13 protein-coding genes and 2 tRNA genes are annotated in these 21968 nt (G+C 47.5%); 13 read left to right on the forward strand and 2 right to left on the reverse strand.

What is annotated here, in order from left to right; all coding sequences use genetic code 11:
• Positions 1–87: 87 nt before the first annotated feature.
• From F7D47_RS13985 to F7D47_RS14020, 8 genes are all read left to right on the forward strand, one after another.
• Entirely contained in the window at positions 88–1812 is a 1725-nt protein-coding gene (locus F7D47_RS13985) for a sodium:solute symporter (protein ID WP_006846776.1), read from the forward strand.
• Positions 1813–2016: 204 nt separating this feature from the next.
• Positions 2017–2697 (forward strand): NUDIX hydrolase, encoded by a 681-nt coding sequence (locus F7D47_RS13990; RefSeq protein WP_040552774.1) that lies wholly within the window; start codon positions 2017–2019, stop codon positions 2695–2697.
• Positions 2698–2724: 27 nt separating this feature from the next.
• Positions 2725–3423 (forward strand): L-ribulose-5-phosphate 4-epimerase, encoded by a 699-nt coding sequence (locus F7D47_RS13995; RefSeq protein WP_006846778.1) that lies wholly within the window; start codon positions 2725–2727, stop codon positions 3421–3423.
• 66 nt (positions 3424–3489) lie between these two features.
• Positions 3490–5031: an L-arabinose isomerase gene (gene araA, locus F7D47_RS14000; protein WP_022122116.1), complete on the forward strand. Its 1542-nt coding sequence runs from the start codon at positions 3490–3492 to the stop codon at positions 5029–5031.
• An 81-nt stretch (positions 5032–5112) separates the two neighbouring features.
• Positions 5113–6705, forward strand: coding sequence for a xylulokinase (locus F7D47_RS14005; RefSeq protein WP_153085503.1), 1593 nt, complete (start codon positions 5113–5115; stop codon positions 6703–6705).
• Positions 6706–6784: 79 nt separating this feature from the next.
• Positions 6785–8359, forward strand: a complete 1575-nt coding sequence (locus F7D47_RS14010; RefSeq protein ID WP_118200311.1) for an alpha-N-arabinofuranosidase — start codon at positions 6785–6787, stop codon at positions 8357–8359.
• Positions 8360–8464: 105 nt separating this feature from the next.
• A complete protein-coding gene (locus F7D47_RS14015) occupies positions 8465–10486 on the forward strand; it encodes a transketolase family protein (RefSeq protein ID WP_118191356.1) in 2022 nt (673 codons plus the stop codon).
• Positions 10487–10642: 156 nt separating this feature from the next.
• A complete protein-coding gene (locus F7D47_RS14020) occupies positions 10643–11086 on the forward strand; it encodes an RpiB/LacA/LacB family sugar-phosphate isomerase (RefSeq protein ID WP_022122120.1) in 444 nt (147 codons plus the stop codon).
• Between the two features lie 489 nt (positions 11087–11575).
• On the opposite strand, the gene F7D47_RS14025 is transcribed toward F7D47_RS14020, so the two are convergent.
• Both F7D47_RS14025 and gyrA read right to left on the reverse strand, forming a co-directional pair.
• Positions 11576–12784, reverse strand: coding sequence for a hypothetical protein (locus F7D47_RS14025; protein WP_153081491.1), 1209 nt, complete (start codon positions 12782–12784; stop codon positions 11576–11578).
• A 54-nt stretch (positions 12785–12838) separates the two neighbouring features.
• A complete protein-coding gene (gene gyrA, locus F7D47_RS14030; protein ID WP_153085502.1) occupies positions 12839–15475 on the reverse strand; it encodes a DNA gyrase subunit A in 2637 nt (878 codons plus the stop codon).
• Between the two features lie 285 nt (positions 15476–15760).
• Here gyrA and F7D47_RS14035 point away from each other — a divergent pair, with 285 nt between their 5' ends.
• The 5 genes from F7D47_RS14035 (at position 15761) to F7D47_RS14055 (ending at position 21935) form a co-directional block, all read left to right on the forward strand.
• A complete protein-coding gene (locus F7D47_RS14035) occupies positions 15761–18439 on the forward strand; it encodes an ATP-dependent Clp protease ATP-binding subunit (protein WP_153085501.1) in 2679 nt (892 codons plus the stop codon).
• A 164-nt stretch (positions 18440–18603) separates the two neighbouring features.
• Positions 18604–18676, forward strand: a tRNA-Thr gene (locus F7D47_RS14040).
• Between the two features lie 32 nt (positions 18677–18708).
• Positions 18709–18779 (forward strand) — tRNA-Gly (locus tag F7D47_RS14045).
• A 129-nt stretch (positions 18780–18908) separates the two neighbouring features.
• Positions 18909–21512, forward strand: a complete 2604-nt coding sequence (locus F7D47_RS14050; protein ID WP_153085500.1) for an SLBB domain-containing protein — start codon at positions 18909–18911, stop codon at positions 21510–21512.
• Between the two features lie 204 nt (positions 21513–21716).
• Positions 21717–21935: a hypothetical protein gene (locus F7D47_RS14055; RefSeq protein WP_153085499.1), complete on the forward strand. Its 219-nt coding sequence runs from the start codon at positions 21717–21719 to the stop codon at positions 21933–21935.
• Positions 21936–21968 lie beyond the last annotated feature (33 nt).

Below are 21968 nucleotides of genomic sequence, written 5' to 3' on the forward strand. Positions count from 1 at the left end.
TGTGCTGGATAAGAAACTAACATAATAAGCATCCAATAAAAGAAAAGAATAAACAAATAATAATAAACAAACAATCTTATAGTAATTATGAATTGGAATTCAACAGAATTCGTATGGCTTGATTGGGCTATACTCGCCATTGGTGTTATCGGCGTAATTTGGGCTGTCTGGCACGCAATCATGAAAGACAGAAAGGCTCAGAAAGGTGAAGACTCTTCTGCCTACCTCTTCGGTAAGGGTGAGCCATGGTATGTAATCGGTATGGCTATCTTTGCTGCCAACATTGGTTCTGAGCACCTCGTTGGTTTGGCTGGTACAGGTGCCAAGAGTGGTGTCGGTATGGCACACTGGGAGATGCAGGGCTGGATGATCCTCATCTTGGGTTGGCTGTTCGTACCTTTCTACCAGTTGCTCATCAACAAGATGGGTAAGATCATCACCATGCCAGACTTCCTGAAGTTCCGCTATACCCAGCGCACAGGTTCATGGCTCTCTATCATCACCCTCGTAGCTTACATCCTTACTAAGGTGAGTGTTACAGCCCTTACAGGTGGTATCTTCTTTGAATATCTTTGGGGCTTGAACTTCTGGGTTGGTGCCATCGGCTTGATTATCCTCACTACCATCTTCACCGTATTCGGTGGTATGAAGGGTGTGATGACATTGTCAACCATCCAGACTCCTATCCTCGTCATCGGTTCTTTCCTCGTACTCTTCCTCGGCCTCTCTACCCTCGGCGGTGGCAGCATCTCTGCCGGTTGGGCCGACATGATGGATTACTGCGGCAAGTTGAACAACGGCTACGGTACAACCCACATGTTCCACTGGGAGGCAGGTGACTCTATGTATCAGGATTATCCTGGTTTCGTAGTATTCATCGGTGCAACCATCATCGGTTTCTGGTACTGGTGTACAGACCAGCACATCGTTCAGCGTGTACTCGGTCAGGTTCCTGGCGAGAGCAACGTAGAGGTTATGAAGCGTGCCCGCCGCGGTACTATCGCAGCCGGTTTCTTCAAGGTACTCCCTTGCTTCATGTTCCTGATTCCAGGTATGATTGCAGCAGCCTTGGCTCAGAAGGGTGCCATCCAGATGAACGAGACTGATGCAGCCTTCGCCATCATGGTAAAGACCGTTCTTCCTGCAGGTATCAAGGGTATTGTAACCATCGGTTTCATCTGCGCATTGGTTGCTTCATTGGCAGCATTCTTCAATAGCTGTGCTACCCTCTTCACCGAGGACTTCTACAAGCCATTGAAGAAGGGCATGTCTGAGGCTCACTACGTACTCGTTGGCCGTATCGCTACCGTAGTAGTTGTAGTTCTTGGTTTCGCATGGTTGCCAATCATGATGAAGATGGATACTTTGTACAACTATCTTCAGGGTATCCAGTCACTCCTGGCTCCAGCCATGGTAGCCGTATTTGCAATGGGTATCTTCTTCAAGAAGATTACTCCAAAGGCAGGTGAATACACCATGATTACAGGTTTCCTTATCGGTATGCTCCGCCTCGTTACCAACGTCATCACTGACACAGGTAAGGCTACAATGGATGGTGCATTCTGGGATTACACCGCATGGTTCTGGCAGACCAACTGGCTCGTATTCGAGTGCTGGTTGCTCGTATTCCTCATCATCTTCATGGTAGTAGTAAGCTGCTTCACTCCAGCTCCAAGCAAGGAGCAGGTAGAGGCAATCACCTTCACATCAGACTTCAAGAAGTCTATCCGTGAGAGTTGGAGCGCCTTCGATATTATCGGTACCCTCGTAGTAATCGGCCTCTGCGCAGCATTCTACGCATACTTCTGGTAAAATATTATTCACGTCAGGAGTAAGAAGTGAGGAGTTTGGAATTTTCTCAAAGATCAGACAAGACTGTTTCTGTTGAAAAAATCCGCGATCCTTTCTTCTCCTTCTTACTCCTTGATTTTCCTCTCGAAGCTGCTCTATGAAGAGCATGCAAAAGAACACAACTATACATACATTGAATCATTACATCAAAACAGCAGAAAGACCATGACCCAGTTTTATAATGAATACTCCAAAGTATTAGTATCCGTCGATTGTATCATTTTCGGTTTCGACGGTAGTAACCTCCAGGTACTGATAGGCAAACGCAAGATGGACCCGGGAAGAGGCGAATGGTCACTCTATGGTGGTTTCGTTGGCGCAACAGAAAATCTCGAAGATGCAGCTAACAGAGTCATCCTGGAACTTACTGGAATGAAAAACCTCTATATAAGACAAGTAGGAGCTTTCGGCCGCATCGACCGTGACCCAGGTGAGCGAGTTATCTCTATCGCCTATTGCACTCTCATCAATGTGAAAGACTATGATGACAGCCTCCGTGTAGAACACGGATTGGAATGGGTTAGTCTGAACGAACTTCCAGAACTTTACTCAGACCACAAACTCATGATCCGCAACGCTATCGCACAGATACGCCGCCGCATCAATCATGAGCCATTAAGCTTCAAACTCCTCCCAGACCTCTTTACGCTGACACAGCTTCAGCATGTATTCGAGGCAGTAATAGGCGAAGAGATTGATAAGCGCAACTTCCGCAAACGCGTGAAGGATATCGACTTCATCGAGAAAACAGAACTCATCGATAAAGTCAACTCGAAACGAGGCGCCGCCCTCTACCGCTTCAACAAGAAAGCATACGAGGAAGACCCATCGTTCAACTTGAAATAGAATAAACAACTTAAAACAAAAGATATTATGTTAGAAGAATTAAAAGAAAAAGTGTTCAAGGCAAACCTTGATCTCGTTAAGCACAACCTCGTGCTCTTTACATGGGGAAATGTAAGTGGTATCGACCGCGAGAAAGGTCTGGTTGTCATCAAACCATCAGGCGTCGATTATGACACCATGAAGGCTAGCGATATGGTAGTGGTAGACTTGGAAACAGGTAAGGTAGTAGAAGGCGATCTGAATCCATCATCTGATACACCAACTCACTTGGTTCTCTACCGCGCATTCCCAGAGTTGGGTGGCGTAGTTCATACTCACTCTACTTATGCTACCGCTTGGGCACAGGCTGGCTTGGACATCCCTAATATTGGTACAACTCATGCTGATTACTTCCACGATTGCATCCCTTGCACTGATGCGATGACAGAGGATATGATGGCAGAATATGAGCACAACACAGGTGTTGTCATCGTTGACCGTTTCAAGAAAGATAACATCAACCCAGTTCATACTCCTGGCGTATTGGTTAAGAACCATGGTCCTTTTACATGGGGTAAGGATGCTGACCAGGCTGTTTATCACGCAGTAGTAGCTGAACAGGTAGCAAAGATGGCTTTCATCTCATTCTCTGTGAATCCAAACACCACCATGAACCCATTGCTCGTAGAGAAGCACTTCAACCGCAAGCACGGTCCTAACGCTTACTACGGACAGAAAAAGCACTAATTAAAGGGTGTTTCAAATAAAGATATTGAATCACATTAACAATAACAATTAATACAACAAACAATCATGATTAAAGCATTTGAAAATTTAGAGGTATGGTTTGTAACTGGTGCACAGCTTCTTTACGGAGGCGAAACAGTTAAGATAGTAGATGGTCACTCAAAGGACATGGTAGATGGTCTGAACAACAGTGGCATCATCCCAATCAAGGTAGTTTACAAGGGCACAGCTAACTCTTCTGCTGAAGTAGAAGCTGTCATGAAGGCTGCCAACAACGATAAGAAGTGCGTAGGTATCATCACATGGATGCACACCTTCTCTCCAGCTAAGATGTGGATCAAGGGCTTGCAGGCTCTCGAGAAGCCTCTCCTCCACTTCCACACTCAGTACAATGCAGAACTCCCTTGGGATTCTATCGATATGGATTTCATGAACCTCAACCAGTCTGCCCACGGCGACATCGAGTTCGGTCACATCTGCACCCGTATGCGCATCCCTAGAAAGGTAGTTGTAGGTTACTGGAAGAGCGAAGAGGCTCAGAAGCAGATTGCAACATGGGCTCGCGTAGCTGCTGGTGTTGCTGATGCTCACAACGTACGCTGCTTGATGTTCGGTATGAACATGAACAACGTAGCCGTAACAGATGGCGACCGTGTAGAGTTCGAGCAGCGCTTGGGTTACCATGTAGATTACTACCCAGTATCTTCACTCATGGAGTACTACAAGAAGGTAACTGATGCAGAGGCTGATGCCCTCGTTGAGGAGTACAAGAAAGAGTACACCATCAAGATTGATGAGTCTGGCGAGGAAGTTTATTGGGAGAAGGTGAAGAACGCAGCTAAGGCTGAGATCGCTCTCCGTCGCGTATTGAAGGATGAGAACGCAGTAGCATTCACAACCAACTTCGATGACCTCGGCGATGCTGACATCGACGATCCAAACTTCTGCGGTTTCGACCAGATTCCTGGTTTGGCTTCACAGCGCCTGATGGCAGAGGGTTATGGTTTCGGTGCAGAGGGTGACTGGAAGACAGCTTGCCTCTACCGCACACTCTGGGTAATGAACCAGGGCTTGGAGAAGGGTTGCTCATTCCTCGAGGACTACACACTCAACTTCGCTGCCGACCGCACATCTAGCCTCCAGAGCCACATGCTCGAGGTTTGCCCATTGATCGCAACAGACAAGCCAAAGCTCGAGGTTCACTTCCTCGGCATCGGTATCCGCAAGCAGCAGACTGCCCGTTTGGTATTCACATCTAAGACAGGTAAGGGTGTTAAGGCAACTGTAGTTGACCTTGGCAACCGTTTCCGTCTCATCGCAAGTGAGGTAGAGTGCATCGAGCCAAAGGCAATGCCTAAGCTCCCTGTAGCTTCAGCTCTCTGGGTTCCACAGCCAACCTTCGAGATTGGTGCAGGTGCTTGGATCCTCGCTGGTGGTACTCACCACAGTGCATTCTCTTACGATATCACTGCTGAGTACTGGGAAGACTTCTGCGAGATTCTCGGTATTGAGTTCGTCAACATCGACAAGAACACAACTATCAGCAGCTTCAAGCAGCAGCTCCGCAACAACGAGATTTACTACATGCTCAACAAGGCGTTGAGATAATTTAAGTGAAGAGTGAAGAACGAAGAGTGAAGAATTCCATTGCTTTTCTCTTTGTTCCTTACATTAAAGAAAGAATCAATAATGAGCGCAAAAACTATTATAGAATCAGGTAAGGCCATTCTCGGTATCGAGTTTGGCTCTACCAGAATCAAGGCTGTCTTGATCGACACCGACAACAACCCTATCGCACAGGGTAGCTTTGAGTGGGAAAACCAGTTGGTTGATGGTCTCTGGACTTACAGCATCGACACAATCTGGAAAGGTTTGCAGGATTGTTATGCCGACCTCCGCAAGAACGTGAAGGCTGAGTACGACTGCGAAATCAAGCAGTTGGCTGCCATCGGTATTTCTGCAATGATGCACGGCTACATGGCTTTCGGTAAGGATGAGAACATTCTCGTTCCTTTCCGCACATGGCGTAACACCAATACAGCCAAGGCTGCAGCTGAACTTTCAGAGCTCTTCCACTTCAACATCCCATTGCGTTGGAGTATCTCTCACGTATATCAGGCTATCCTGAATGGTGAGGAACACATCAACAAGATTGACTTCCTTACCACTCTCGCCGGTTATATCCACTGGCAGCTCACAGGCAAGAAGGTTTTGGGCGTAGGCGATGCATCAGGTATGCTCCCTATCGACTCTAACACCAACAACTACGATGCAGAGATGGTAGCTAAGTTCGATAAGCTCATCGAGCCTAAGAACCTGGGCTGGAAGATTCTCGACATTCTCCCAGAGGTACTGAACGCAGGCGAAGATGCTGGCGTATTGACCGAGGAAGGTGCAAAGAAGCTCGACCCATCAGGCACACTCCAGGCAGGCACCCCACTCTGTCCTCCAGAAGGTGATGCAGGTACTGGTATGGTAGCTACCAACGCTGTACGTCAGCGCACCGGTAACGTAAGTGCAGGTACTTCTTCTTTCTCTATGATTGTATTGGAGAAAGCCTTGAGCCAACCTTACGAAGTCATTGATATGGTGACTACTCCAGACGGCAGCCCTGTAGCAATGGTTCACTGCAACAACTGTACTTCCGACCTCAACGCTTGGGTAGGTTTGTTCAAGCAATATCAGGAGTTGCTCGGTGTTCCTGTAGATATGAACGAGGTATTCGGAAAGCTCTACAACCACGCTCTTGAAGGCGATGCTGATTGCGGAGGATTGATTGCTTACAACTATATCTCTGGTGAGCCTGTAACAGGTCTTGCAGAAGGTCGCCCTATGTTCGTACGTTCTGCCAACGACCACTTCAACCTTGCCAACTTCATGCGTGCCAACCTCTATGCTTCAGTAGCTGTATTGAAGATTGGTAACGATGTATTGTTCAAGGACGAGAAGGTACAGGTAGATCGCATCACAGGTCATGGCGGTTTGTTCAAGACCAAGGGTGTAGGTCAGCGCATCCTCGCTGCAGCCATTAACTCCCCTATCTCTGTCATGGAGACAGCAGGCGAAGGTGGTGCATGGGGTATCGCCCTGCTCGCAGGTTATCTCGTTAACAACGAAGAGAAGTTGAGCCTGGCAGATTATCTCGACAAGAAGGTATTTGCAGGCAATACTGGTGTAGAGATTGCACCTACTGCCGAAGATGTAGCCGGTTTTGATAAATATATTGAAACCTACAAGGCTGGTCTTGCTATCGAAAAGGCAGCAGTTGAGAACAAAAAGTAAATAAACGATAAATACGTTTGTGGGGATTCTACCTCCACAAACGTATTATACTTAAAATCGACAACAATTAATAAGAACAATGATGAAGAAACTATTCGCTACCACATTGCTTTCAACAGCAGTTGCATTCTCAGCTCAAGCTCAGGATGTAACAGGAACAATCCATGCCAACCAGGGAACACAGAAAATCAATAAAGAGATTTATGGCCAGTTTGCCGAGCATCTCGGAAGTTGTATCTATGGTGGTCTTTGGGTAGGTCCTGATTCTAAGATTCCTAACACTCAGGGTTACCGCAACGACGTGCTCCAAGCCCTCAAGGACCTGAAAGTGCCTGTATTAAGATGGCCTGGAGGATGCTTCGCTGACGAGTATCACTGGATGGATGGTATCGGTCCACGTGAGAAGCGACCAAAGATGCAGAACAACAACTGGGGTGGAACCATTGAGGACAACTCTTTCGGTACACACGAGTTTCTGAATCTCTGCGAGATGTTGGGTTGCGAGCCTTACATCAGCGGTAACGTGGGTTCCGGCACTGTTGAGGAATTGGCAAAGTGGGTGGAATATATGACCAGCGATGGAGATACTCCTATGGCAAAACTCCGCCGACAGAACGGCCGCGACAAGGCTTGGAAGGTAAAATACCTCGGTGTTGGTAACGAAAGTTGGGGCTGCGGTGGCAACATGCGTCCTGAGTATTATTCAGATCTCTTCCGCCGCTACTCTGTTTATTGCCGCAACTATGACGGCAACCAGCTCTATAAGATTGCATCTGGAGCGAGCGATTACGATTATAACTGGACTAAGGTATTGATGGACCGTATCGGCAACCGTGCCAATGCCATCTCTCTACATTATTATACAGTAACTGGCTGGACAGGCAGCAAGGGTTCTGCCACCAAGTTCAACAATGAGGATTACTACTGGACCATGGGCAAGGCGCTCGGCATAGAAGATGTCATCAAGAAGCACGAGGCTATCATGGACAAGGCTGATCCAAAGAAGCAGGTAGCCCTCCTCGTTGACGAATGGGGAACCTGGTGGGATGAGGAGCCTGGCACTATCAAGGGCCACCTCTATCAGCAGAACTGTATGCGCGATGCCTTCGTTGCAGCACTCTCGTTGAATGTATTCCACCGCCATACAGAGCGTGTGAAGATGACCAATATCGCACAGATTGTCAACGTACTCCAGTCAATGATCCTGACAGATACAAAGGGAACAGGTCACATGGTTCTGACTCCAACCTATCATGTATTCAACATGTACAAGGACTTCCAGGAGGCAACCTATCTCCCAATGGATGTAAAGTGCGACTCTATGGATGTTCGCGGCGATGATCACGCAAAAGATGGAAGAAAGATTCCATTGGTATCTACTTCAGCAGCCAAGAAGGCAGATGGAACCATTGTGGTTGCACTTGCCAATGTCAGTCTTGACAAGGCTCAGCAGGTAGAGTTTAATCTGGATGGTGCAGCTGCTCCAAAAGCTGTAACAGGACAGATTCTTTCCTGCAACAAGGTGAGCGATTACAACGACTTCGCACACCCGGATGTAGTGAAGCCTGCAGTTTTTAAGGATGCAAAAGTAAAGAAAAACACCCTTAAAGTAAAAATTCCTGCAAAATCTATCGTAGTTTTGAAAATAAAATAGTATCTTTGAAGGCGAAAAAGGAAGTATCCTTCTTTTGAGTAGCCTACAGAGCTAGAAAAACAAGAATATTTCAGCAGAAATAACAACAATAATAAATATAAAATTATGAACGACATTAAAGTAATGAATCATGCAGCTGATAACATCCGTATCTTGGCTGCTTCAATGGTAGAAAAGGCAAATTCCGGTCACCCAGGTGGTGCTATGGGTGGTTCTGACTTCATCAACGTGCTCTTCTCTGAGTACCTGGTTTATGATCCAGCAGATCCAACATGGACTGGCCGCGACCGCTTCTTCCTCGACCCAGGTCACATGAGCCCAATGCTCTATGCTGGTTTGGCTTTGCGTGGTTTCTTCTCTATGGAAGACCTCAAGCAGTTCCGCCAGTGGGGTTCTGTAACTCCTGGTCACCCAGAGCTCGACCTTCAGCGTGGTATCGAGAACTCATCTGGTCCTCTCGGACAGGGTCACGCCCTCGCAGCTGGTGCAGCTGTTGCAGAGAAGTTCCTCGAGGCTCGTTTGGGTTCAACCATGATGCAGCACAAGATCTACGCATACATCTCTGATGGTGCTGTAGAGGAAGAGATTTCTCAGGGTGTTGGTCGTATCGCCGGTAACCTCGGTCTGAACAACCTCATCATGTTCTACGATTCTAACGACATCCAGCTCTCTACAGAGTGTGGCGTTGTAATGAACGAGGATACAGAGATGAAGTACAAAGCTTGGGGCTGGAATGTCATCAAGATCAACGGTAACGACGTAGCTCAGATTCGTGAGGCGCTCGATGCTGCTCAGAAGGAGCAGGATCGCCCTACCCTCATCATCGGTAAGACCGTAATGGGTAAGGGTGCTCTCCGCGCAGACGGCACAAGCTACGAGGCTTGCATCAATACTCACGGTGCTCCTCTCGGTGGCGACGCTTACGTTAATACCATCAAGCACCTCGGTGGTGATCCTGAGAATGCATTCGTTATCTTCGACGATGTAAAGGAAATCTACGCTAAGCGTGCTGAGGAGTTGAAGAAGATCGTAGCTGAGCGCAAGGCTGCAGAGGCTGAGTGGCGCAAGGCTAACCCAGAGAAGGCTGCCCAGATGGATGAGTGGTTCAGCGGCAAGGCTCCTAAGGTAGACTGGAGCAAGGTTGAGCAGAAGGCTGGTTCAGCTACTCGTGCAGCTTCTGCTGCTTGTCTCGGTGTTTTGGCAGAGCAGGTTCCTAACATGATCTGTGCTTCTGCTGACCTTTCTAACTCTGATAAGACAGACGGTTTCTTGAAGAAGACCAAGAGCATCGTTCGCGGTGACTTCTCTGGTGCTTTCTTCCAGGCTGGTGTTGCAGAGTTGACTATGGCTGATATGTGTATCGGTATGATGCTCCACGGTGGTGTGGTTGCAGCAATGGGTACATTCTTCGTATTCTCTGATTATATGAAGCCAGCTGTACGTCTCGCAGCCCTGATGCAGGTTCCAGTGAAGTTCATCTGGACTCACGATGCATTCCGCGTTGGTGAGGACGGACCTACTCACGAGCCAGTTGAGCAGGAGGCACAGATTCGCCTCATGGAGAAGTTGAAGAACCACGCAGGTAAGGACAGCGTCCGCGTATTCCGTCCAGCTGATGCTGACGAAACTACAGTTTGCTGGAAGCTCGCTATGGAGAATGTTGAGACTCCTACAGCTTTGATCTTCTCTCGCCAGGGCATCGCTAAGTTGCCAGAGGGTACAGACTATGAGCAGGCAGCCAAGGGTGCTTACATCGTAGCAGGCAGCGACGAGAATCCAGACGTTATCTTGGTAGCTAGCGGTTCTGAGGTTTCTACATTGGAGGCTGGTTGCGATGCTTTGCGTGCCGACGGCATCAAGGTTCGCGTGGTAAGTGCTCCATCAGAGGGCTTGTTCCGCGGTCAGAGCAAGGAATATCAGGAGAGCGTATTGCCAAAGAACGCTAAGATCTTCGGTATGACTGCCGGTCTTCCTGTAACACTCCAGGGTCTCGTAGGCGCTAATGGTAAGGTTTGGGGTATGGAGAGCTTCGGTTTCTCAGCTCCTTACAAGGTACTTGATGAGAAGCTCGGTTACACAGGCGAGAACGTTTACAAGCAGGTAAAGGCTTTCTTGGCAGAGGCTTAATTAGCATAAACTAAACAGGAGTTGGAAGCTGGAGTTGGAGATTTTGCCGTATGGCAGATTTCCATTTCCGGCATCCGACTCCTTTCACTCTTTTAACATTAACCTTGTGAAGGATAAGGGTTTACCCCGTTTTCTTCACTTAAAAACTTAAGTATTATGGAAGTAAAGACAGTTGGTATTGCATGCGATCACGCAGGTTTTCCATTGAAGCAATTTGTATTGGAATATTTGGAAAAGAAGGGTTATCCTGTAAAGGATTATGGTACATACAGCGATGCGAGTGTAGACTATCCTGACTTCGGTCATGCTCTTGCCAAAGGCATTGAGAGCGGCGAAGTATATCCAGGTATCGGCATTTGCGGCAGCGGCGAAGGTATCGCCATGACATTGAATAAGCATCAGAGTGTACGTGCCGGATTGGCATGGTGCAAGGAGATAGCTCATTTGGTTCGTCAGCACAACGATGCCAACGTATTGGTACTTCCAGGTCGTTTCGTAGACAACAAGACCGCCGAGGCTATTCTCGACGAGTTCTTTGCCACAACATTCGAGGGTGGCCGTCACGAGCGTCGCGTCAAGAAGATTCCTGTTCAGCAGTAAAGTTCTGAATGGATAAAAAAGAATTAAGGCTGAGTCATCATGCGATGACTCAGCCTATTTTTATGGAAGACGGACATACCAAGAAGATTTTTACGACACATGAACAACTTCAATAAATGCACACAAGCGTAAGATACAATTGCAGAATACGGAAGAAGTTGTCGGAAAAGACAGATGAAATTGCCGGAAAAGACAGTATAGGTTATCGGAGAAGTTAACTCCGTAGGCCGCACAACAGCTGTTGTGCGCTTGCATAACAGCTGATATGCGCTCGCACAACACCTGTTGTGCATGCGTAGACCAGCTGATGGGCGCCTACAGCAAACCAACATTACTCGCTGATGTTTTTACCAATCATTTTGCCACAAAAAACACAGTCCTATTTGTTATCTTACCGGATCAACCCTATCTCAAAGAAACCCAAAAAAGGGATGCCACACTAGGTGACATCCCCCTATGAGAAACAAATACTTATTTGAAGCTTAAACTTTACTTGCTCTCAGCCTCAGCCTGCTTGGTCTCTGCTGCGTTAGGACCATAGTAGCCATAGTAAGCCTGGTAACGGGTGTAACCCCAGTTAGCCTGAGCCTTCTCTGGATCGAGCTGCTTAGCCTTGTCGAGAACCTTGATAGCCTCCTGGTAAACAACCTTGCGTCCGTTAGGATCCTGCAAGTTACCAGCCTTGCTGTTGTAGCAAGCACCCAGATAAGTAAGAACAACTACGTTATCCTCCTTTGCAGCAAGAGCCTGCTTCAAACACTTGATAGCGTTGTCTGCATCGTTCTTCTGGATATACATCATACCCTTGTTGGCAAGAGCAACGAAGTTGTTAGGGTTCTTTGCAATAGCTGCGTCCAAAAGTTCAGTCTGCTCCTTCTCCATCTTCAATGAAGAGAACATAGAGTTCAAACCATCGAGAACAACCTCATTGGTCTCGTCCTTTGCAAAGATATCCTTGAGCTTGTTAACATAGGCGAGAGAATCCTCATGAGTCTTCAAACCATCCTTCATCACATAGAGCTTGAGGTTGAGGGCATCCTTAGCCTCCTTCTCACTCTTCATGGCGATGTCGCAGTACTTCTCGCAACGGGCAGCATCCTTAGCCTGGTATGCATAACGGGCTGCAAAGAGAGCAACCTGACCGATATAGTCCTTCTCGCTATCCTTCTGCTTCTGGTCTACAGAAGCGAAGAGAGGCTCATTGTCTGTATCGAGGAATGCACCCCAATACTTCAATACCTCATCAGCCTTATTGTTCTGAGCTGCAGTCTGACCCGCATTAACGAGCTGAACACGAGCACCCCATACACGGCTAGCATTGTTGTTAAACTTAGGAGCAACCTTACCCTTAGCGTTAGGAAGCTGGTCGTACTTGTAGCACTCAATAGCATTGATCAATGCATTGTATGCGCCCTCAGACATAGCAGCCTCGTCAACCGGGTCGTTCTTCTTCATGATCTGATTGGTCTGCTGGATGCTCTGCTGGTCGTTGAACTGCTTCATAGCGAGATCAACGAGCTTGTTGTAAGCCTTGGCCTTCTCTGCATCGTTAGCCATCTGACCCAAATTCTGCTTAACCAAAGCCTCAGCCTCGGCATAAGACTTAGCCTTCATGACAGCCTTGAGAGCGTCACTGTCGCCTGCGAATGCTGATGTGGCACCTAGTACCATCATTGCAGCTACTAAAAACTTTTTCATTTTTCTTAATGAGTTTAAAAGTTGTTGTTATTTATTTTTTACGCGTCTTTTCTTTTATTCGAAATCTACGTTGCCCGAATCGGTATCCTCAGCTTCAGATGCTTCGTCAGCGAGATGAGCCTCAGCCTCAGCAGCCTCTTCAGCAGTCTTGGCACCTACGGTATCATTCTCTATCTCCTCGCTCTTCTTAGCCCAGGCAGAACGGCTCTCCTCTTCTACAGAAGCCTCGAGCTCAGAACTCATCACCTTGCATACGCTGGCAATGACATCATTCTTCTTGGCAAGATTGATGAGGCGGACACCCTGAGTAGCACGGCCCATGACACGGCAATCGGCTACGGCAAGACGAATTACGATACCACTCTGGTTGATAATCATGAGGTCGTTATCATCGGTTACGTTCTTGATAGCTACCAGTCGACCGGTCTTATCGGTAATATTCAGGGTCTTCACACCCTTACCGCCACGCTTGGTAACGCGGTAATCGAGTACATCAGAACGCTTACCATAACCCTGCTCGCTCACTACCATCACGGTTTCCTTCTCAGGATCGTTGACAACAATCATACCTACTACGGCATCATTACCCTCATCGAGGCGCATACCACGAACACCGGTAGACGTACGGCCCATTGTACGAATCTCGTTCTCGTCGAAACGGACAGCACGACCATTGCGGTTGGCAATAATCAGTTCGTTATGACCATTTGTCAGACGAACATCTACCACCTCATCGCCCTCTACAATGTTGATAGCAATCACACCGTTGGCACGTGGACGGGAATATGCCTCCAGACAGGTCTTCTTCACCGTACCATTCTTGGTAGCGAATACTACATAATGGTTGTTGATGAACTCAGTATCATTCAAACCTCTCAGACGGAGGAATGCATTCACCTGGTCATCGCTCTCGATATTGAGGAGGTTCTGGATGGCACGACCCTTGGAATTGCGGTCACCCTCAGGAATCTCGTAACACTTCAACCAGTAGCAGCGGCCCTTCTTAGTGAAGAACAGCATGGTCTGGTGCATGGTAGCAGGATAGATATACTCGGTGAAGTCCTTATCACGGGTACGGGCTCCCTTAGAACCTACTCCACCACGAGCCTGCTCACGGAACTCTGACAATGGGGTGCGCTTGATATATCCGAGATGACTCACGGTGATAACCACTGGGTCGTTTGGATAGAAGTCTTCTGGATTGAACTCATGGTCATCAGGCTTAATCATGGTACGACGTGCGTCACCATACTTCTCCTTCACCTCGTTGAGTTCGTCCTTCATTACCTTCTTGCAGAGCTCAGGATCATTCAGAATCTGGTTCAAGTAGTCGATAGTCTTCATCAACTCGTTGAATTCATTATGCAACTGCTCCAGACGCAAGCCTGTCAACTGGCTGAGGCGCATATCCACGATGGCCTTACTCTGAAGTTCATCGAGTTCGAAACGCTTCTCCAAGTTGCGCTGTGCATCAGATGGAGTCTTGCTGGCTCTGATAATATGTACTACCTCATCGATGTTGTCGCAGGCGATGATCAAGCCCTCGAGAATATGAGCACGCTCCTGTGCCTTCTTCAGTTCGAACTGGGTGCGTCGGATTGTAACATCATGACGATGCTCTACGAAATACTTCACACACTCCTTCAAGCTCAAGAGACGTGGACGACCATTAACAAGAGCGATGCAATTCACTGAGAATGAACTCTGAAGAGCAGTCAGTTTAAAGAGCTTGTTCAAAAGAACATTGGCATTAGCATCACGCTTTACATCAACAACGATACGCATACCCTGACGGCCAGACTCATCGTTTACATTAGCGATGCCATCTACTCTGCCTTCCTTGGCAAGGTCCGCAATAGCCATTACGAGCTGTTCCTTGTTTACACCGTAAGGAATCTCGGTGATAACAATCTTGTCATGGTTTTCACCACTTTCAATCTCGGCTGTGGCACGAACCACGATTCTGCCTCGACCCGTTTCGTATGCATCCTTCACACCCTGTATACCATAGATGGTAGCACCGGTTGGGAAGTCAGGAGCAGGGATATACTGCATCAATCCATCGGTGTCGATGTCAGGATTATCGATATATGCACAGCAACCGTCAATTACCTCACCCAAGTTGTGGGTAGGCATATTGGTAGCCATACCTACTGCAATACCGTTACCACCATTTACCAGAAGATTAGGAATCTTGGTAGGCATCACGGTAGGTTCCTGCAGGGTATCATCGAAGTTGTTGGTCATATCAACCGTTTCCTTGTCAAGGTCATCCATGATATGCTCACCCATCTTGGAGAGGCGGCACTCAGTATAACGCATGGCAGCAGGAGAGTCACCGTCAACAGAACCAAAGTTACCCTGTCCGTCAATCAAGGTATAACGCATGTTCCACTCCTGTCCCATACGCACCAGAGCGCCGTAAACAGAAGAGTCACCGTGAGGGTGATACTTACCGAGCACCTCACCAACAACACGCGCACATTTCTTATAAGGTTTGTCACTGGTGTTTCCAATGCCGAGCATACCGTAAAGAATACGGCGGTGCACAGGCTTGAAACCATCGCGTACATCAGGGAGGGCACGAGCCACGATAACAGACATCGAATAATCGATGTAGCTCGACTTCATCTCCTCCTCAATGTTGATCTTCATGATTCTATCATGATCCATTGTCTGATTTTCGTCCATTTCTTATATTAATGTATTATTGTTTATTCGTTACTTTCAAAACGCCTGTTTTCCATCCGGAAATCGCGTTTAAGGGCATTTCCTTGCGTTCTAAGCCGTTTTACCCTTTTGAAATTCCCGACAAAGATACAAAAAAAAATGATACTAAAACGCTTTAGAGGCGAAAAATCGCATTATTTTAGCATTATTTGTATTTTAACAATGCAAAAAAGTTGGCATATCATTTGCTATTATTGAAAATAATGTGTACTTTTGCACTGAGATTTTTTAAAAATATAAGCAAATATGATAAATCCGTTTTCACATATACAGGACATACTGAACAGAAGCAGCAAAGAAGCAGCACGCACCTTGGGAAGAGAAATCAGCGTGGAGCATCTGATGCTGAGTCTGATTAGCCAGAACGACAGCGATGTCAACAAGCTTCTGAAGGGCGCAGACATCAGTCCGATGGCTTTCAGCGGAGTCCTTAACAGCAAACTGGAAAAGCATGTGGAAGAAACTCCTGCCGATAACGTGAAGGAGAATAGCCACATCCCATTCAGCCAGATAACAGACAGCATTATCAGAGACTCTATCCGCGAGGCAAACAACTACGAGCACTCCAAGATTGTAGAGCCAAGACATCTGCTGCTTGCCATCTTGAGAAATGACAAGAACCCTGTAGCCAACTGGCTGAGTCAACTGGGCTTAAGCTACGACCGTGCCATCGAAATGCTCTATCCTACTGACAAGGATGATGAGCAGAAGACAGAAGAGCCGAAGGATTTCAAAATGGCCCCCCAAACACCAGATTCAGAAATCCCTGATGCTGACAGGCAGGAGGAAGCAGAGAGCCTGGAGATGGCTGGTGGAATAGAAGCAGAAGATGACTACAACGAGCAAAACGACATGATGGAAACTGACGAAGAGCCATTCGATATGGAAAAGGACCAGAATCCGATGAGACTGTCTACCCGTTCAAATGGAACTCCGCGCAAAAAGAGCAGCACCCCTACCATCGACAAATTCAGTTTCGACCTGACCAAGGCTGCAGCCGATGGAAAACTGGATCCTGTCGTGGGCAGAGAGAAGGAGATTCAGCGCGTGCTCGAGATTCTGGGTCGCAGAAAGAAGAACAACCCAGTATTAATAGGTGAACCGGGCGTAGGAAAGAGTGCCATCGTAGAAGGACTGGCACAGCTCATCAACAACCAGGAAACATCGCCTATGTTCTTCAACAAGCGTCTGGTAAGTCTTGACCTGACTGCTATCGTTGCAGGAACCAAATTCCGCGGACAGTTTGAAGAGCGTATCAAGAATGTCATCAAGGAACTGGAGGACCATCCGGAGATCATCATCTTCATAGATGAGATTCACACCATGATAGGCGCAGGTTCCGGCGAAGGAAGCATGGATGCCGCCAACATTCTGAAACCAGCCCTGGCAAGAGGTATCATCCAGTGTATCGGTGCCACCACGCTCGATGAGTATCGCAAGAGCATTGAGAAGGACGGAGCCTTGGAGCGCCGTTTCCAGAAGGTTATCGTTGAACCAACTACACGCGAAGAGACCCTGCTGATACTGCACAACATCAAGGAACATTACGAGAAGCATCACTGTGTGAGATATACAGACGAGGCTCTCGACACATGTGTCAAACTGACAGAGCGCTATATCACCGACCGCCACTTCCCAGACAAGGCTATCGACGTGATAGATGAAGCCGGCTCGCGCGTACATATTAATAATGCAAGTGTTCCTGCTCCATATATCAAGTTGGAAAAAGAACTGAAAAAGATTATCAGCAAGAAGCAGCAGGCTGTAGCAAACCAGAACTTCGAGATGGCAGCCTCATGCAGAGATGCCCAGACCAAGATCGAGAAAGAGATTGAGGACATGAAGGCGCAATGGCAGCAGGGAGAGATTGGCAAATATGTTGAGGTGACAGCCGAAGACATTGCCAACGTTATCAGCATGATGACCGGCGTACCGGCCCAACGCATGGCAGAGGGTGAAAGCAAACGTCTGAAAGATCTGGAACACAACCTGAAGCACAAGGTGATTGCTCAGGATAATGCCATCAACAAGATGGTAAAGACCATTCTGAGGAACCGTGTAGGCTTGCGCGACCCTAACCATCCTATTGGCGTATTCATGTTCCTGGGTCCTACAGGTGTAGGTAAGACCTATCTTGCCCAGAAACTTGCCGAGGAAATGTTTGGTTCGAAAGATTCACTCATCAGAATAGACATGAGCGAATTCTCCGAGAGTTTCAACACCTCACGTCTGGTAGGTGCACCTCCAGGATACGTAGGCTATAACGAAGGTGGACAGCTGACCGAAAAGGTACGCCGCAAACCATACAGCATCGTATTGCTCGACGAAATCGAGAAAGCCAACAGCAAGGTATTCAACCTGCTCTTACAGGTACTCGACGAAGGCAGACTTACCGATGGCAACGGCAGACTCATCGACTTCCGCAACACCATCATCATCATGACCTCTAACGCAGGAACCCGCCAGCTGAAAGATTTCGGCAGAGGCGTCGGCTTTACTTCTGCAGGTATAAAAGGCGGATTGGCGATGGATGAGAAAGACAAGGAGTATGCCCGCAGCATCGTCCAGAAGAGTCTGAGCAAGCAGTTTGCTCCAGAGTTTCTGAACCGTCTCGATGACATCATCACCTTCGACCAGCTGGATCTCAATGCCATCAAGCGCATCATCGACCTCGACCTGGAAGGACTGGTCAAGAGAATAGAAGACTTGGGATTCCATTTCCAGATTACCGAAAAGGCAAAGGAGATGGTAGCTAAGAAGGGATACGATGTGCAGTTTGGTGCCCGCCCACTCCGCCGCGCCATCCAGACCTACATCGAAGATTCCGTTTGCGAGATGTTACTCGATGGCACAATGAAGCCAGGCGACACCATCTCGGTAGGCAAAAATTCGAAAAAAGAAGAATTGACATTCAAGAAACTATAATCAGAAGAGGGACTATCCACTGGCGATAGTCCCTCTTTTGTTATGAACCCGGTATAGCAACCAACGAACTTTAGTTAATAAGAGTTAACCACGAGAAAAGTTTAGGCAATAATTTCTTATTTCAAAAAATATTCATTACCTTTGCATCTGCTTTCGGGCAAAAAGCCATGATGGCTCAGTTGGTAGAGCAACGCATTCGTAATGCGTGGGTCGCGGGTTCGAGTCCCGCTCGTGGCTCTTTCTTGTGAAAGGAGTTAGTATTTTCCTTCGCGAGATTAGCACATCGGTAGTGCACGGGCTTCCCAAGCCTGTGAGGCGGGTTCGACTCCCGTATCTCGCTCAGAACATCAGTAACCCAGGGTTAAACCCTGGGTTTCTTGGTTTTATTAACATCTTTTCAGCCTTCTATAGCAACAAAATCACTTTTTTCGAGTTATTATATAAATTAAACTAAGATAAAAGAATAATAATGAAGAAACATATCATACTTGTACTGGCGCTTGTCCTGTCTTCAGGACCACTTTTCGCACAGAGTTCACACATGACCGATGATCAGGTCATGAGCTTTGTGGTGAAAGAACATGAGCGTGGCACAGCCAATTCGCAGATTGTTACCAAACTGATGCAGAAGGGCGTAGACATCTCCCAGATTCGACGTGTACGCAATAAGTATCAGAAGATGTCGCAGCAGAACGAGCTCTACAGCACAACCGCTGCAGGAAATGCAGGCAACAAGAGAATGCGGACCAACAATGGTAAGCATAGAGAAGATTACCAGGACAAGGACAATGAGAAGCAGGCTTCAACCTATAGCAATTATCGCATCCAGAGCAAGCAGAACGACAGCTACTACTCATCTTATGATGAAACCAACCCAGATTATGACGATTTCAGCAAGGAAATGAACGCCCTGGTACCCGATACAGCTACCATGGTAAAACAGCTGCAGGCTGAGCTCAACCAGAAGCGCAGTAAGGTTTTCGGCCGTGACATCTTCAATAACAAAGACCTCAGTTTCGAGCCAAATATGAACATCGCTACCCCACAGAACTATCGTCTGGGGCCTGGCGATGCCGTCATCATAGATATCTATGGCGCCTCTCAGAAAACCATCGAGAGCACCGTTTCGCCAGATGGTGAAGTAACCATCGAGGGTTATGGACCGGTCAGCGTTTCAGGCTTAACCGTAGCTCAGGCTAATGCCCGCCTGCGCAATACCGTGGGCAGCAGATACCGTTCAAGCCGCATCAAGCTTACCGTAGGACAGACCAAGACCATCATGGTAAACGTAATGGGCGAGGTTAAGATTCCGGGCACCTATACCCTCTCAGCCTTCGCTACCGTATTCCATGCACTCTACATGGCTGGCGGAACCAACGATCTGGGTACATTGCGAAACATCAAGGTATACAGACACAACAAACTGGTAACGGTTGTTGATATCTACGACTATATTCTGAACGGCAAACTGACGGGTAATGTCCGTCTTGCCGACAACGATGTCATCGTAGTAGGTCCATACGATTGTCTCGTAACCATCGCCGGAAAGGTTAAGCGCCCGATGATTTACGAAATGAAGAAGAACGAGAGCGTCAATTCCCTTCTGAAGTATTCCGGTGGTTTTACAGGCGATGCCTACAAGAAATCAGTAAGACTGAACCGCAAGACCGGCAGAGAACGTGCCGTATATAATATAGAAGAGTTCGACTTCTCCAGTTTCCGTATCGATGACGGCGACTCAATCAGCGTAGACAGCATCCTGCCACGCTACGCCAACACCGTAGAGGTGAAAGGAGCCGTATTCCGTCCGGGCATGTACAATCTCGGCGAAGAAATCAACAGTGTACGCACCCTTGTAGAGCATGCCGAAGGATTGACAGAGGAAGCCTTCACCAACCGTGCCGTAATGCACCGCATGAAGTCTGACCGCTCGCTCGAAGTAGTAAGTGTAGACATTGCCGGCATTATGAACGGCAAGACTCCAGATATCCCATTGAAGGAAAACGATGTTCTCTTCATCCCTACCCGACAGGAAAAGATTGTAGAGCGCACCCTCACCATCCGTGGCGAAGTGCAGTATCCAGGCGTCTATCAATATGCCGACAATGAGACCCTCGAAGACTTCGTTCTTCAGGCAGGCGGCTTAACCGACAAGGCTTCAACCGTTAATGTAATGGTAAGCCGTAGAGTAATGGATGCCAAGGCTTTACGTCCAGATAGCGTTATCGCCAAGACCTACACCCTATCTCTTAAAGACGGCTTCGTTATCGACGGCACTCCAGGTTTCAAGCTGATGCCATTTGATGAAGTAATGATCCGTCAGAGTCCGGCTTATGTAGAGCAGCAGAACGTATCGATTACCGGTGAAGTGATGTTTGCCGGTCTCTATACATTAGACCGTCGCAACGCCCGCCTGAGTGAACTCTTCAAGAAAGCAGGTGGAGCTACCGACCAGGCATATCTCAAGGGAGCCCGCATCATCCGCAAAGCCAACGAACAAGAGAAGCTGCGCATGGAGGCAGTATTGAAGATGCAGCGCGAAGAGATGCAGAAAAATCTTCTGCAGCTAGCCTCCAGCAGCAACAATGCCAGTGCCATCTCGCAGACCTCTAAGGATGTAGAGCGCACCAACATAGAGAAGTTCAATGTACCTAGTGAATACCCTGTAGGTATCGATCTTCCTGAGGCATTGGCGAATCCAGGCAGCGATGCCGACATCATCTTGCGCGAGGGCGACCGTCTGATCATTCCTCAGTACAATGGTACGGTAAAGATCAATGGTGCCGTAATGTTTGCTAACACGGTAGCCTACGAAAAGGGCAAAAAGGCAAGCTATTACATCGACCAGGCAGGTGGTTTTGCCTCAGATGCATTAAAGAGCAAGGCATACATCATCTACATGAATGGCAAGGTAGCCAAGCTCTCTCATGGTGCCAAAGTGCAGCCAGGCAGTGAGATTGTCGTCCCAGCCAAGCTGAAGCGCAAGATGAGTACCGCCGAAATGATGAGTATGGGAAGCAGCATGAGCAGCATCGCCGCCATGATTGCTACGATTGCTAATATGAGTAAATAATTGAGTGAAGTATGACGGCACTGAAACTCTTACCAAATGTCCTCATTTCAATGAATGGATAACAACAATTGAAACTGAAGTATCAAATTCGCTGAAAGAATAGACAATAATTGGTAACAACTGCATAACAGATTCTCATCCAAAAGTTTGGCAGATTCGAAGAAAAGTTGTAATTTTACAAGAAATAACATAAAAATAAAGAAAATGGACTTAAATACATTAATAAATGCTAGATTAGAAATGATGGGCAACGACAGACCATCAAGCTCTTGCAGTACGCATGGTGATACAAGAAAAGAAGCTATTGCACAAGCAATAGAATTTCTCCAGCGCGAATACGAGTCTAATGAACTTGATGAACCATCCGAATATGGCTATCGAGTTAATGTAGAAATCTTTAAGAAAGGCAAGCCGAGATTCTAAAATAGTTTTTTGCCAAAAACTCGGAGAATCTGG

It is taken from the genome of Segatella copri (assembly GCF_009494835.1).
In the GTDB taxonomy this organism is placed as follows: Bacteria; Bacteroidota; Bacteroidia; order Bacteroidales; family Bacteroidaceae; genus Prevotella; species Prevotella copri_F.